Source organism: Aquimarina sp. AU119 (genome assembly GCF_900312735.1).
Lineage (GTDB): Bacteria > Bacteroidota > Bacteroidia > Flavobacteriales > Flavobacteriaceae > Aquimarina > Aquimarina algiphila.
Map to the genome: position 1 here is coordinate 101,976 of NZ_OMPF01000006.1, position 14,679 is coordinate 116,654.

A 14,679-nucleotide genomic window follows, 5' to 3' on the forward strand; every position below is an offset into this window, starting at 1 on the left:
GTTAAACAACCTATATTAGCAGAAAGGTTTTATACTTTTCCCCATGCAAAAACTCGCTAATATTAAAACTTGAATTATGATTCAAAGACTGATCACCTTTGTAGTTATACTAAGCACTTCATTTCTTTCTGCGCAGAAAAAGACTTTGACTCATGATGACTACGATTTATGGAAGAATATTACTAACGTAAAAATATCAAATAAAGGAAGACTAATTGTTTCTACAATCCAAACTAATACTAAAAGAGGCGATGGCTATTTAGAAATATATAATACTCAAAGTAAAACTAAATTCACTTATCCAAATGGATATCAGGCTTCAATTTCTTGGGATGAAAACTATGTGGTTTTTAAGAAAAAACCGGCATATCAATTAACTAGAAAAGAAAAAAAGAAAGAGATAAAAAAAGAAAACAGAACAAAGGATGCATTATTGATCTATGATGCAAAAACCAATAGCATTTCAGATTCTATTTTAAGAGTCAAGACTTATAAAATGCCCCAAAAAGAAGAAGGCTGGTTAGTTCTTGAAAAGTATAAAAAGGAAAAAAAGAAAAAGAAAGACGCTTCTGAACAGAAAAAAGACACGTTACAAAAAAATACTTCATTAGCATATAAACAAAATTATGCTCTGGTATATAACTTAGAAACTAAACAAAAAGATACCATACATCAAATAAAAGATTTTACTATTCCTGAGCGAGGAAATACTTTTTATTATACACTTAAAAAAAAAAAAGAAAAAGAAAGAGATCTAGGCGTATTTCAATACGATTTAATATCTGGGACAAAGACTGTTATAGATACTACAAAATACATGTATACTAAACTCTCGGTGTATAAAGATGGTAGTCAATTTACATATTTATCAGTTACAGATTCTACAGCAATAGACTCTTTAAAATTTGAACTACATTATTATAAAGATAGAAGATTACAAAAGCTTGTTGATGTTAAGGGTAAACACCTTAGGAAAAATTGGGAGTTGAGTAAGGATCAAATTCCTTTTTTCTCTGAAAATGGAAAACGACTTTACTTATTTTCAAAACCCAAAATTGTATATAGTAAGGACACAACTTTATTAAAAGATGAAATACCTCAAGTAGATGTTTGGAATTGGCAGGATAAGCTGATTCAACCCGAACAGAAATCCAAATTTGAAAAACTTAATAAGAAGGCTTATCTATCGTACTATAATACAGAAACCAAAAACTATATTCATATTCAGGATAATACTATTGATGATGTCATTTTTGATGATGATAGAGAACAGCAATTTGTTTTAGGATCAACGGGATCACCTTATGATGTTAGACGATCCTGGGATTTCCCTCGAACCAAAGATTATTATAAAATTAATACAAATACAGGGCAAAAGCATTTGATAATTAAAAATATAGGTTCTCGACCATATTTGTCTCCAGACGGAAAATATGCTTTGTATTATGATATGAATACCAAAAATTGGTGGTCAGTTAATTTGCACACCGAACAAAAAACAAATCTTACTAAAGATTTAGAAGTAGCATTTTATGATGAGGATAACGATAGACCTGCGTCACCTTTCCCATATGGGTTTGGAGGTTTTGACAATGAAGGTAATGCCTTGATCTATGATAAATTTGATGTTTGGAAAGTTTTGCTTTCGGGAAATAAAACACCAAGTAATATAACTAAAATCGGAAGACAAAATAATATCCAATATAGAACACAAAGACTAGATTCTGATCATAGAAATTTAGCGTCATATAGTAATAAGGCATTGTTGATTACAAGTTTTGATAAAAAGACAAAAGTTTCTGGTTTATATGTTTTACGAAAGGAAAAACTTATTGAAAAAATAAAACCATTAGAATTCTATATAGGATCTTATAAAAAAGCAAAATATAATGAGGTGTTTACCTATCGAAAGGAAAACTTCACTACTTTTTCTGATCTGTATGTAACAGATGATGGATTTAAAGAATCAAATAAAATCACAGAAATCAATCCACATCAAAAAGATTTTAAATGGGGAACTGCAGAGTTGTTTTCATGGAAAGCATTTGATGGCAAAAAATTAGAAGGAATTCTATATAAACCAGAAGATTTTGACCCATCTAAAAAGTACCCCTTGATCACTTATTTTTATGAGAAAAGATCAGATAGCTATAATTATTATCATATTCCAAGGCCTAGTGCTTCTACGGTAAATGCCTCTTATCTCGTAAGTAATGATTATATCATGTTTGTGCCTGATATTGTTTATGAAGAAGGTAAACCCGGAGCGAGCGCTTATAATTGTATCGTTTCTGGAGTAGAAGCATTAGAAAAATCTGGATATATTGATAGTGATAATATGGCTATTCAAGGTCAGAGTTGGGGAGGATATCAAGTGGCGTATTTAGTTACAGTAACTAATAAATTTAAAGCTGCAATGGCGGGCGCACCTGTGAGTAATATGACTTCTGCATATGGAGGAATCCGATGGCAATCAGGAATGAGTAGGGCTTTTCAATATGAAAAAACACAAAGTCGTATAGGTAAAAATCTATGGGATGGATTTGATTTATATATAGAAAACTCTCCATTATTTGGAATTCCCAAAATAGAAACACCACTATTAATGATGCATAATGATAAAGATGGAGCTGTCCCGTATTATCAAGGTATTGAAATGTTTATGGGAATGCGCAGACTGCAAAAACCAGCATGGTTATTGGTGTATAATGATGAAGCTCATAACCTAAGAAAGATAAAAAACAGACAAGATCTTTCAATACGGATGATGCAGTTTTTTGATCATTACTTAAAAGGTGAACTTGCACCAGAATGGATGACTAAAGGTGTTCCCAGGATACAAAAAGGAAGAGATTTTGGCTATGATCTAGAAACGGTAGGGAAACGACAAAGCATCACTCCCAGTTCCAATGAATAAGATGCCATTCTACACCATCGGATTTATGAGTAATTAATGTTTTAAAACCTATTGCATAATGCGCTTGTAATGAGCGTAAATTATTTGATGCAACTTCTGTAATAAGGAGACTATAGTTTTGTTGTGATTCTTTTTTGATGGTTTGATACAAACCTCTAAAAATGCCTTGTTTTCGATAGGCTTTGTCAATACAGATTTGCCCCATAACAAAATAAGAGATATGCGCATCTAAATGTGCTTCAATTTGAGTAAACATGGGTTTCAGAATTTCAATATCCTCTTTAAAATCTTTAAGCATACACAGTGCATAGCCAACCACTTTGTTGCCATCTTTGGCGATAACATGTGGTTGTAAAGTATTCATTTTTTTAAGGATTTCAAGATCATGTTGCACGGTAAGAAAGCCTTCTATTTCTTTTTCGCTTTTAGAAATTGATATAGGTAAGTTATTTTGTTGAAGAGTTAAGATTTGTTGTAATTCCTCTTCAGAAGTAACCGTGGTATACGTTATACTCATGATGTATGTGACTATTTAGCGTTTAACCATTTTTCACGTTTGTTTGTGGCTTTTTTACCAGCATTTTGTTGTAATACAATCTCAATTTTTGGATCCGTAGCAAGAGTCATTTCTGTTTCTATCTCTTTTTCAAACCTTTTGTAAGTGATCTTTATTTTTTCTCCAGGAGTATATTTTTTAAGTAATTCTTCCAGTTCTTTTTTATTAGTAAAGGAATCATCATTTATTGCTAAAATAATATCATCTTTATCTAATCCTACTTTATATGCTGGTGTTCCCTTTTTAGGATAATTATTGATTATTGCGTTATTATTTTTATCAAATTTTATTGAGATTCCGTGATATGGTTTTTTAGAATCATTAATTAACGAAACTCCAAACTCAGCAAATAAAGTTTTATAATCAGGGATTTGGCTATCATCAATATATTTTTTGAAGAAATCATTAGCAAAACTTTCTCCAGCGTATTCTTTTAAAGTGGTTCGTAAATTATTTTTGGTATATGGAATTTCAGTTTTACCATATTTTTTCCAGACTAGCTTCATATAATCATCCAGATTAAGGTCATCTTTAAGACTTCTTAGCGATAAATCAAGTGCTAATCCTAATACACTACCATAAGAGTAATATGAAATAAAGGTATTTCCTCGATTTACTGGATCTACTGATGTTGCGGCATCTACAAAAGGAGCTTGATAGCTCATTTCTGTTGGATTAAAATAGGCTCTGGCAGGTGAGTTCCAGACATAATTATAGGATCCTGCTAATCCCTTTATGTATTGCTCTTGACTTAAAATGCCGGCTCTACACAAGATTAAACCGGTATAATAACTGGTAAACCCTTCTGCAAACCATAATTCTCCCGACATATTAGCTTCTTCAAAATTAAAAGGTTCTAATGTTTTTGGTCGTATACGTTCCACATTCCAGGCATGAAAAAATTCATGAGATACAGTACCTATATTTTTTTCCATTCCTTCATTGGCAAGACTACGTGTACTGGTAAGTATTGTAGAATTTCTATGTTCCATACCATCTCCTGATACTTGTGGCATATAACAGGCTAAAAAAGTATATGTATTATTGTCAAACTTTGGATACTCTCCAAATACAGCTTTTTCCTGTACTACAATCTTTTTTATTTTTTCAAAGTAAGTACTGGCCTCTTCTTCTGTACCAGGGTGATGTAAAGCAAGCTTTATAATATAGTCTGAACCATTGGAAGCTACTTTAAACTCCCGTACTGTATGGTTACTAATTTCTACAGGACTATCCATAAAGTATTGTAGATTAGGAGCACCAAATTTATTCGTTCCCAAAGTCTTGAGTTGGGTAGCTATTTTCCAATTTAGATCTTTTCTAAGATCAAAAGTAATTTCTATCGGTCGATCTTTTAGTTCTGGGGCATATATAAAAGTGGCAGGAATATTAAGATGAGCATGAGTTTCATCAATTTGCGAATAGGTACCATCTGCTCGATCTGCAAATAAAGTATAAGAAACGTTAACAGTACCATCATGTCCCGAGATATCCCATTGATGTGGGTTAGGTCGAGTAGCGGTGATTTTTTTGCCTTTACCATCAGTAACTACTAGATCATAGACATTCTTCGCAAATTCATGCAAAGCATATCTTCCGGGAGATGTTCTACTCATCCTTACAGCAATAGTATCTGCTTTTAGATCTGTTAAAGTTAGTTTTATTTTGGCCTCATGATGGACCGCATTGTCAAAAGATATGCTATATTGATTTTTTGATTGCGAGAAGCCCAATTGTACAAGTAGTATCGCTATTAATATGTGTATGAGTCTCATGGTTTTCGTTTTATTGTTTTTTGATTGTTAGATCAAATTTGTATAGCGATTCCTAAATGATTTTAGACTTTTTTACTATACGCTTTCCATTGTGATTTGACTATGAATAAGTGATGAAATCCAAATATAAGTATTAATTAAAAATCCATCATTTTTTAAACTGTATTTGTTTTATTTTTGGACTGTTATGCAATTACCGCAAAAGCTTTTTAAAAAACTTCAGCATAGAGAAGAAAATAATGCACTTCGTGAACTTTCAGTACATGAAAGCCGAATCGATTTTTCTTCTAATGACTATCTGGGATTTGCTTCTTCAAAAAGAATTTTTGATCGATCTCATGAGTTCTTAAAAGAGAAAGAAATTTATAAAAATGGAGCAACGGGTTCCAGGTTGCTTTCTGGGAATCATACATTATATCCAGAAACGGAAGTTTTTTTAGCAAAATTTCATAATGCAGAAACTGCTTTGTTGTTTAATTCTGGATATGATGCTAATATTGGGATTTTTTCTGCCGTTCCTCAGCGAGGAGATGTCATTTTTTATGACGAGTTAATTCATGCTTCTATAAGAGATGGAATACAAATGAGTAATGCCAAATCCTATAAATTTAAGCATAATGACTTAGAAGATTTAGACGCGCACATTAGACGAGTTCAAAATGGGGATGATAAAAATCAGGAAATTTATGTGGTTACCGAATCTGTTTTTTCTATGGATGGGGATACTCCTGATCTAAATGGTTTTGTAGCATTCTGTAAAAAATATGATTGTCATCTTATAGTTGATGAAGCACATGCAATTGGTGTTCACGGAAAATATGGAACTGGGCGATTACAGCAATTACATATTGAAGATCAGGTTTTTGCAAGAATTAATACATTTGGTAAAGGAATGGGATGTCATGGAGCTGTAATTTTAGGCTCATTAGATTTAAAAAGGTATTTAATAAATTTTGCCAGAAGTTTTATTTATACGACAGGATTACCACCGCACGCTCTGGCTACTATCAATATTGCTTATCAGGAACTTTATACGACACCTGAAATAAAAAAACTTGCTGAGAATATTTCTTTCTTTAAAGATAAACTTCAAACACTTGATCTAAAATCACATTTTATTAAAAGTGATTCTGCGATCCATTGCTGTATTATTTCAGGGAATAAGAAAATAAAAGAAATAGCAACCAGAATTCAGGAAAAAGGATTTGAAGTAAAACCTATTTTGTCTCCTACAGTACCCGCAGGTGAAGAGCGATTGCGATTTTGTTTACATTCTTTTAATTCTAGAAAAGAAATCGATGAAGTTCTGGAGTTGTTAGCTACCTTTGTCAATACCTAAAAAAAAGGATAGTTATGTCTAGTAAAAAAAAGGGACATCCAAAAAAGATATTCATTACAGGAATAAGTACCGAGGTAGGAAAAACGATAGCTTCTGCTATTGTTGTAGAAGCACTGCAAGCGGATTATTTTAAACCAATTCAGGCAGGGGATTTAGAATTTTCAGATACTGATAAAGTAAGAACATTGGTATCTAATTCAATATCTAAATTTCATAAAAATAGTTATGCTCTAAAAACACCGATGAGTCCTCATGCCGCTGCAGAAATTGACAATATTGTCATTGATCTTGATAAGATAAAACCTCCAAACGTAAACAATGATTTAGTTATTGAAGGTGCAGGAGGGTTATTGGTTCCTTTAAATGATACCAAGACTATTCTCGATATTATTAAACCTGATTATAAAGTTATTGTGGTATCCAGGCATTATTTAGGAAGTATTAACCATACCTTGCTAACTATTCAGATTTTGAAAGAAAAAGGATATAACGTCTCTATTATTTTTAGTGGAGATGAACATAAAACTACAGAAGATATCATTCAAAAGATGACAGGAGTAAATATCATTGGTCGAATTGAAGATGAACCTTATTTTGATGAAAGAGTGGTTTCTTCATATTCAGAACTGTTTAAAGATGCCCTTGAATCTATTTAGCATAAAAAAATAAATCAAAAAGATATTCGTTTCTACGAAAATACGCTTCATATGACTTTAAAAGAAAGAGATAAAAAGCATCTTTGGCATCCTCTCACACAGCATAAAATACATCCCGAAGCATTACCCATCGTAAAGGCAAAGGGAGCTTTGCTATTTGATGAAGATGATAAAACATACATAGATGGTATTGCATCCTGGTATACTGCTATGTATGGGCATTGTAATGATTTTATATTAGAGAAAGTACAAGAGCAAATGCAGCAGTTAGATCAGATTGTATTTGCTGGATTTACGCATAAACCAGCAATAGAGTTATCTGAAGAACTTATCAAAATCTTACCAGATAATCAGGAGAAGATATTCTTTTCTGATAACGGTTCTACTGCAAATGAGGTGGGTATCAAAATGGCACTGCAGTATCATTTTAATAAAGGAGAAAAAAGAAATACGATTATTGCGTTTAAAGATGGGTTTCACGGAGATACCTTTGGAGCGATGTCAGCATCTGGATTATCTGTATATAATGGTCCTTTTGAAGATTTTTTTATTAATGTTAAACGTATTTCGACACCTAATTTTGAAAATATTGATAACGTAATAAAACAATTGCAAGCGTATATTAAAACTAATGAAGTAGCAGCTTTTATATATGAACCATTAGTTCAGGGGGCTAATGCAATGCATATGTATGAGGCACGATATTTAGATCAAATCTTAAGTATCTGTAAAGAAAATAATGTGATCACGATTGCCGATGAGGTAATGACCGGCTTCGGAAAAACAGGAAAACTATTTGCATCAGAATATATAGAAACAAAACCAGATATTATTTCGATGTCAAAGGCTTTAACTGCAGGGTTTGTTCCTATGGCGGTTACAAGTTGTACACAAGAAATCTATGATGCTTTTCTTGATGATTCTGTCGGGAAAGCTTTTTTTCACGCGCATACGTACTCTGCAAATCCGATAGCATGCTCGGTAGCATTAGCTGCAGTAGAGTTGTTACAAACAGAAGAATTCCAAAATCATATTGATAGGATAATTAGAACTCACAAAGATTTTGATACTAGGATAAAAGAGCATTCTAAAGTAAAAACGACAAGACAAAAAGGAGTCATCTATGCTTTGGAATTAAATATAGACATGGATCGATATGGTAAAAAGCGTTATGAAATCTTTGATCATTTTATGCAAAAAGGAATTTTTCTAAGACCACTGGGAAATACAATTTATATTCTGGCTCCATATGTAATTACTGATGAGCAATTGAATAGTGTTTATGATGCTATTGTTGAATTGTTAGATACGATTTAATCTTGAAAAAGCACTATAGACTTTTCTAATTCACCTTTAAATTCCTCTTTGTTATCTATAAAAAAAGCAATAGTTGTAAAGGTTTTTTGTATCCCATAAAGCCCGGTAAGTGTATTTTCTTTTTTTAGGGTAATGGTCATATTATGAGCTTCTAACTCACCAAAAGGAGATAACTTCCTGGTTTTGGTATCAAATACCATGTCTTTACTAGTGATTTCTATAGTATCAATATTGGTAATATCTATTATTGTTTCACTTAGAATTCCATATCGCAAATGCAGTTTGTCTTCTTCAATAGCAATAGGTCTTTTCATTAGAGATTTTAGAAAACCAAAAAGTTGAATACCTGAATACACACTTAATATGGTGGCTATCCAAGCAGCAATAGGACTCCATTTTAAAAGAAGAACATGCAGTACATAAGTTTCAATGGTGATAATAACGATCAATGCAATTAATAAAGAAATGGTTCCACTTTTTTTATGATAACTAAACTCATGTTGTGCTAGTCTTTTCTTTTTCCAATCTATAAAGCTATAATAGACTACTGCAAGCTCCATAGTAAGGAGTGAAGCTATTCTTTTAGGCAAAATTTCATGAGAAGTTTTTTTTAGAGCAGACAAAAAATCAGGTTTTAGTTTTGCATTAGCGTTATATCGTTTTATAGTCTTCCTAACTTTATAAAATAAATACATAAGCACCCCTAACTCTACAAAAGGAAAAATCCAGTTTTTTGCCCAATTTAGTAAAGACTGGTGTTCTTTTGGAATGATATAAGAAGTGATCAGCATTCCTATCACAAAGAAAGGAATGATAGTGGTTTTAGGAATGTTTTTCTTCTTAATTAATAAAAAATAGAGAATAGGTATAGTAAAAAGAAGGTCAATAGTTATAGCAAAAGAAAGCGTGCCTGGGTTGACCTCGAATATCTTTGATTTTGTGATTAAAACCATTGATAAAATAAGTAGTAAAGGTATTCCAAAAACTATTAAGCTATTGCTCGTTTTCGTTGCTGTATTGATCTTGCTCATATCCCAGTAAATCGATTTGTTCGTTGGTAGCGTCAATGATCACATACATTTCTTTATATGTCCATTGATCATTTAGTTTGGTGCCAACCACATATAGTTGTGCTTCTCCATTAGGGCCTTTTATCGGTATTGATATATCTGCAGAACCTACATTGTTTTCATAAGAAAGACTGCCATTCATGATTCCATTAGTCTCTATGGGTTCTCCCAGAATATTTATGACATAGTCGTCTTCGTTTACTTTGGCAATGGCATCTTGCGAAGGTGTTGATTGTGTGATCAATTCACTTACTCCAAATATTACAGAACCTAAAAAGACAAAAAATAAGATAATAATAGTGAGACAACCTCCTAAAGGAACTGCCCATCCCCAATTTCTTGCAAACCAACTTTTATGTTCAATAGTATCCATGGTGTAGTATATGATTCATTATATAAGTATAGATTGTAACGGTTTTGTTACAATCTATACGTTCTTCTTTTAAATACCATTTCCGAATTGAATCTACCCAATAAAACGATATCTTTTAGCCTCATTCTTCAAAATAAAAGTTAACTGTAGCTATGACTATACTTAACTTTTATTTTTCGTCTAAGACAAAAACATGTTGTTTTCTTATGAGCAAATTCAAGTCAGAACTGGTATAATGTATTTCAAATTTAATCAAAAAGAAATTCCCCAGCAGCATTCCCCATTTTTCTTTGGTTGTGCCCTACTCCTTCTACAATCTTTAGTTTCCAATTAAATTTGTACCCCATTTGCTTTGCTTTATTCTTAGCAGTTTCAAAAAAGTATTTCGCCCTTGCTAATCTATGTAAACCTTGTTTGTCTACCGTTTTTGATCGTAGTAAAATTCCACCTTTACTATGTTCGTTGTCTAGTTCTCCCACAAAAATGGTTAGTTTTTTGGCAAATGATTTTTTTAGATCTTTATTAGTAAGGTGTGTTTTTTTTGTGCCAAAAGGAAAATGAGTTTCAAAATCTGTCAAGGTATATGATCCAGAGTTTGCGGCTATAATACGATTGGCTTTTGATTTAGGATGAAAAATAGCAAAGCGATGTAAAATTTGTCCACCAGCAGAATGTCCAAAGATATCATATTGTTTCTGAGAGATTTTAAGATGACGGGTCGCGATATCAAACAATCTGTCAAAGTCATTAAAAATCCATTGTTTAGTATTGCTATTAATGTTAAAGGATACCTTTTCTTCATTTAAAAATACTCGATTAGAATTCTGTTCGAATTTGACGTTTTCTCTGATGTTTAAATCAGTTAAAATTCCTCCTAAGTGATACCCTTCATATGGATAGTCTTTTTCTGGATAACTTGGAGATAGGATTAGTAGATTGTGTTTTTCTGATTTTTCGATCCAACTATCTCTATAGCTGTCACCATTTCTTCCTGATCCGGGGATTACAATCAGGACTCTTGTTTTTTTACTAAATACTTTTGGTTTGTGATAGAATACCTGAATTATTTTTTCCTCATGTTTAAGGCTGCCTTCAATAGAAAACATACCAGAACCTTCCTGGATTGAAATTTCTTTGTTTTGGCTAAAAGTAAGGTTAAATAATGCAGATGCTAATATGATTCCCAGTGTTATACAAATACGTGTCATTGTAATATCAATTTTAAAATTCTTATCAAAAGTTGGAAAAAACTAATATTGAATTTTGGAAAATCGACGTATTAAAGATTCTTTGGGATGTAAAAATATTCTCAGAATATAAATACAATTGAGCATGTAAACATTAGAATTCATAACGATACAAGAGGTATTCATAGTTTTAGAAATATTCGAGATCATTTTTTCTACTCGAATTTTGTTCGATTTCGTTCGTTAGCTTCTAACCCTAATGCTATCTCTTTTAGTTCAAAAGTCATATTTCTAATAGGAAAAGGACGAATATTTCCCAATATGATGACAGTTAAACGATCATCAGTATAGCGATGTAAATTAGACATAAATCCATCCATAGTTCCTCCATGGCGAGTCAAAATGCCTTTTTTTCCCTTATTACGGCCTCGTTGATATTCATGAATACGAAATCCATAACCGTAGTTTCCAAATTCTGAGTTTTCTCCTTTGAATAGAAGCGCTTTACTTTTATCAGATAAGAGTGTGTTTTGATATAGCGCCTGATCCCATTTTAATAAATCTTCAACAGTCGAATAGATATCTCCGCTGCCTAAAGCATAGGAAACAATGTTTTCGTCGTTTTCAATTCCGAATGCTTTTTTATGATATCCCTTAGCTCTGTTTTTGGGTCTATTGGCGATCCTTTCGACACCAGAATTATTCATTTGCAAAGGGTCAAAGGTGTATTCTTGTAATACATCTGCAAAATTTTTTCCAGTAGCGTTTTCCACAGCAATAGCAGAAAGTGTATAGTTAAGGTTAGAATATTGATATTGAGTAGAAGGTGAAAATGATAACGATGAGGTATTTATGATTTGGATGATTTCCTGAGAAGATACATCTTTATTTTCAAAATTTGTGATTCTCTCTAAGTGAGGAGATAATCCGGATTGATGTTTCAGTAAGATGTGTAAGGTTAAATGTTCTGATAATTCGTTCTTGAGGTTGGGGATATATGATTGTATTGGAGCGTGTAGATCTAATATTTCCTTTTCTACCAATTGCATAACGGTGACAGCCACAAAAGATTTAGTCAATGAACCTATTAAAAATTGAGTTTCAATAGTATTCTTGATTTTCTCTTCTCTATTTGAATATCCATATGCACTTTTATGTATTGCTTTTCCTTCTTTAGCAACAATAACTGTACCTTGATAATGATCTTTTTCAACATATTTTTTGATATGATGATCTATCTTTTCAGATATACTTTTGGGGAATTTTTCTTCGGTACGAATACAATCAAAGTTTGTAAGTGTTATTCCAAATACAGAAAAAAGAAATACAAGAATGATGATCTTAGTTGTTGTATTTTTCATATTAAATCAGTGCTTTTTAGTTTATTTATGACAGTTTTATATTTGACTAACAGAATGATTGAATAATAACAATCTCATTCACCTCGAAATATGATAAAATTAAAGAATAGTATAAACAAATATCGATGACTTTGATCTTTAAGATGATATAAAGATTAAATTTTGGTATGAATGTAATTCGTCCTGAGAATCTTCTAATTGAGGAGTGTTTGATAAGAATTTATCGATGCGCAAAATGAATTCATGAATTATTTATTATTTTGGTTTTTATGGTTTTAATTAGAAATGTGTAAATGTTGAATCGGGCAGAAAAAATAACAGAACATATTCAAAATACGAAATGGGCAAAACATTTTATTTTTTGGCTGATAGTGATGTTCAGTTTTATAGCTAGAGATAGAATGCTGGATCAATATTCTTTGATAGCTTCTTTTATAAGGCAATTATGTATGCTTATTCCCCAGCTTATAGGTTCATATCTTTTTGCATATTATTTAATACCCAGATACATTCTAAGAAGAGAGAAATTTTTATATGTCGTAATCAGCATTTTAGCCATATATTTTACTAGTGCTTTAGGAAGGGTTTTGATCATTTATTTATCAGAACCATTAATACGAACATATCCTTTTGAACAAGAATCATTATTAGAAATAATACTAGATTGGAAAAAGCTTTTGTTTAACTATTTCCCTTCGGTATATGTAGTGGTATTTACATTTCTTTTCCTGAAATATTTTATCTACTTCGCAAATACAAAACAAGAAGAATTAAAATTAAAAAAAGAAAAAGTAGAAGCAGAACTCCATATCCTTAAAGCTCAGCTAAATCCTCATTTCTTATTTAATACGCTAAATAATATTTATGTTTTGGCAATAGAAAACTCTCCTAAGACAGCATATTCTATAGAACGATTATCAGAAATCTTAGATTATATTTTATATAGATGCACCGATAAATATGTATCCCTATACGGAGAAGTGAGAATGTTAGAAAATTATATAGCATTAGAGAAATTAAGATATGACGATCGCTTACAGGTGACTTTTAAAAAAGACATATCTCAGGATATCATGATCGCTCCATTGATACTTCTCTCATTTGTAGAGAATGCTTTTAAACACGGTGCAGGAGAAGATAGTGGATCTCCAAAGATTAATATTTCAACAAACTATCAAAACGGATTATTTGTATTTGAAATTTTTAATACTATTCAACCTATAAATATAGATGCTCCCAGAAAAAAAATAGGTCTTATGAATATTAGAAAACAATTAGATTTATTATATCCAAACCAGTATCTTTTAGAAATAGAAAATACTAAAGAAGATGTGTTTTTTGTAAGATTAAAAATAAGGATTATAGATGAAAACTAGATGTTTACTTATAGATGATGAGCCACTGGCTATACGATTATTAGAAAATCACATTTCTAAAATAGAATCCTTTGAAATTGTAGCTAAATGCAATAATGCTATTCAGGGATTGGAAGTATTAAGAACAGAAACTATAGATTTGATGTTTCTGGATATAAAAATGCCTAATATAACTGGATTAGATTTTCTTAAAACATTAAAAACCCCTCCAAAAACTATAATTACTACAGCATATAGAGATTATGCTATAGAAGGATATGATTTAGATATTTTAGACTACTTACTAAAACCCATCACATTCGAGAGGTTTTTTAGAGCAGTCGAACGGTTCTCAAGAGAGGACAATATTAAAATTATAGAAAACAAAAAAGCCCCCAAAAGTGAGGAGCAATTTATATTAGTAAAATCGGGAAATAAATACCATAAAATCTCTATTAATGATATTATATATATTGAAAGCCTTAAAGATTATATAAAGATCCATACGACTAATAAACAAGTTCTGACCAAGTATAAAATTAGCGATATAGAAAAAGAATTAGATAGAGAATTGTTTTTAAGGGTTCATAGGTCATATATCATCAATCTAAACAAAATAACGGCATATACTCATAATGATATTGAGTTAGATGCGATTGAAATCCCAATAGGAGTTAGCTATAAGGAAAAGGTATATGGGTATTTGAATATTAATCGATAAAATTAGCTGTTAATATTAACTCTATTGTAGGCAAAACAGTTGAACAAAACAT

General features: G+C 31.4%; 12 protein-coding genes. 6 read left to right on the forward strand and 6 right to left on the reverse strand.

The annotated features are described in order from the left end of the window. The first annotated feature begins 76 nt into the window (after window positions 1-76). Window positions 77-2,917 (forward strand): S9 family peptidase, encoded by a 2,841-nt coding sequence (locus tag DK442_RS06480; protein WP_109435048.1) that lies wholly within the window; start codon window positions 77-79, stop codon window positions 2,915-2,917. Here the strand turns inward: DK442_RS06480 and DK442_RS06485 are convergent. Both DK442_RS06485 and DK442_RS06490 read right to left on the reverse strand, forming a co-directional pair. Further along, window positions 2,895-3,434: a GNAT family N-acetyltransferase gene (locus DK442_RS06485; RefSeq protein ID WP_109435049.1), complete on the reverse strand. Its 540-nt coding sequence runs from the start codon at window positions 3,432-3,434 to the stop codon at window positions 2,895-2,897. The two genes, DK442_RS06480 and DK442_RS06485, sit on opposite strands and share 23 nt — an antisense overlap. Before the next feature lie 11 nt (window positions 3,435-3,445). Beyond that, window positions 3,446-5,248, reverse strand: coding sequence for a M61 family metallopeptidase (locus DK442_RS06490; RefSeq protein WP_109435050.1), 1,803 nt, complete (start codon window positions 5,246-5,248; stop codon window positions 3,446-3,448). Between the two features lie 187 nt (window positions 5,249-5,435). On the opposite strand from DK442_RS06490, the gene DK442_RS06495 reads away from it, so the two are divergent. The 3 genes from DK442_RS06495 to bioA are packed head-to-tail and all read left to right on the forward strand — an operon-like array spanning window position 5,436 to window position 8,560. After that, window positions 5,436-6,587: a pyridoxal phosphate-dependent aminotransferase family protein gene (locus DK442_RS06495; RefSeq protein WP_109435051.1), complete on the forward strand. Its 1,152-nt coding sequence runs from the start codon at window positions 5,436-5,438 to the stop codon at window positions 6,585-6,587. Window positions 6,588-6,601: 14 nt separating this feature from the next. After that, the gene (bioD, locus tag DK442_RS06500; protein ID WP_109435052.1) at window positions 6,602-7,243 is read left to right on the forward strand and encodes a dethiobiotin synthase; all 642 of its coding nucleotides are present in this window, start codon (window positions 6,602-6,604) and stop codon (window positions 7,241-7,243) included. Between the two features lie 51 nt (window positions 7,244-7,294). Beyond that, window positions 7,295-8,560, forward strand: coding sequence for an adenosylmethionine--8-amino-7-oxononanoate transaminase (gene bioA, locus DK442_RS06505; RefSeq protein ID WP_109435053.1), 1,266 nt, complete (start codon window positions 7,295-7,297; stop codon window positions 8,558-8,560). Here the strand turns inward: bioA and DK442_RS06510 are convergent. The 4 genes from DK442_RS06510 to DK442_RS06525 form a co-directional block, all read right to left on the reverse strand. Further along, the gene (locus tag DK442_RS06510; protein ID WP_109435054.1) at window positions 8,557-9,591 is read right to left on the reverse strand and encodes a hypothetical protein; all 1,035 of its coding nucleotides are present in this window, start codon (window positions 9,589-9,591) and stop codon (window positions 8,557-8,559) included. The genes bioA and DK442_RS06510 overlap by 4 nt on opposite strands. Beyond that, the gene (locus tag DK442_RS06515) at window positions 9,554-10,003 is read right to left on the reverse strand and encodes a cytochrome c oxidase assembly factor Coa1 family protein (RefSeq protein ID WP_109435055.1); all 450 of its coding nucleotides are present in this window, start codon (window positions 10,001-10,003) and stop codon (window positions 9,554-9,556) included. Before DK442_RS06515 ends, DK442_RS06510 begins: the two co-directional genes overlap by 38 nt. A 248-nt stretch (window positions 10,004-10,251) precedes the next feature. Beyond that, window positions 10,252-11,211 (reverse strand): hypothetical protein, encoded by a 960-nt coding sequence (locus DK442_RS06520; protein ID WP_235010915.1) that lies wholly within the window; start codon window positions 11,209-11,211, stop codon window positions 10,252-10,254. Window positions 11,212-11,405: 194 nt separating this feature from the next. Further along, the gene (locus tag DK442_RS06525) at window positions 11,406-12,551 is read right to left on the reverse strand and encodes a serine hydrolase (protein ID WP_109435056.1); all 1,146 of its coding nucleotides are present in this window, start codon (window positions 12,549-12,551) and stop codon (window positions 11,406-11,408) included. A gap of 293 nt (window positions 12,552-12,844) precedes the next feature. On the opposite strand from DK442_RS06525, the gene DK442_RS06530 reads away from it, so the two are divergent. Then, complete coding sequence (locus tag DK442_RS06530; protein WP_235010916.1) at window positions 12,845-13,927, forward strand: sensor histidine kinase; 1,083 nt, start codon at window positions 12,845-12,847, stop codon at window positions 13,925-13,927. After that, complete coding sequence (locus DK442_RS06535) at window positions 13,917-14,627, forward strand: LytTR family DNA-binding domain-containing protein (protein WP_109435057.1); 711 nt, start codon at window positions 13,917-13,919, stop codon at window positions 14,625-14,627. The genes DK442_RS06530 and DK442_RS06535 overlap by 11 nt, the downstream gene beginning before the upstream one ends. Window positions 14,628-14,679 lie beyond the last annotated feature (52 nt).

What these genes read in the sequence shown, in the direction of transcription:
- DK442_RS06515 (WP_109435055.1), bottom strand. Translation starts at nt 10,003, where the DNA reads ATGGATACTATTGAACATAAAAGTTGGTTTGCAAGAAATTGGGGATGG.
- bioA (WP_109435053.1), top strand. Translation starts at nt 7,295, where the DNA reads ATGACTTTAAAAGAAAGAGATAAAAAGCATCTTTGGCATCCTCTCACA.
- DK442_RS06530 (WP_235010916.1), top strand. Translation starts at nt 12,845, where the DNA reads ATGTTGAATCGGGCAGAAAAAATAACAGAACATATTCAAAATACGAAA.
- DK442_RS06490 (WP_109435050.1), bottom strand. Translation starts at nt 5,248, where the DNA reads ATGAGACTCATACACATATTAATAGCGATACTACTTGTACAATTGGGC.
- DK442_RS06485 (WP_109435049.1), bottom strand. Translation starts at nt 3,434, where the DNA reads ATGAGTATAACGTATACCACGGTTACTTCTGAAGAGGAATTACAACAA.
- DK442_RS06520 (WP_235010915.1), bottom strand. Translation starts at nt 11,211, where the DNA reads ATGACACGTATTTGTATAACACTGGGAATCATATTAGCATCTGCATTA.
- DK442_RS06480 (WP_109435048.1), top strand. Translation starts at nt 77, where the DNA reads ATGATTCAAAGACTGATCACCTTTGTAGTTATACTAAGCACTTCATTT.
- bioD (WP_109435052.1), top strand. Translation starts at nt 6,602, where the DNA reads ATGTCTAGTAAAAAAAAGGGACATCCAAAAAAGATATTCATTACAGGA.
- DK442_RS06525 (WP_109435056.1), bottom strand. Translation starts at nt 12,551, where the DNA reads ATGAAAAATACAACAACTAAGATCATCATTCTTGTATTTCTTTTTTCT.
- DK442_RS06535 (WP_109435057.1), top strand. Translation starts at nt 13,917, where the DNA reads ATGAAAACTAGATGTTTACTTATAGATGATGAGCCACTGGCTATACGA.
- DK442_RS06510 (WP_109435054.1), bottom strand. Translation starts at nt 9,591, where the DNA reads ATGAGCAAGATCAATACAGCAACGAAAACGAGCAATAGCTTAATAGTT.
- DK442_RS06495 (WP_109435051.1), top strand. Translation starts at nt 5,436, where the DNA reads ATGCAATTACCGCAAAAGCTTTTTAAAAAACTTCAGCATAGAGAAGAA.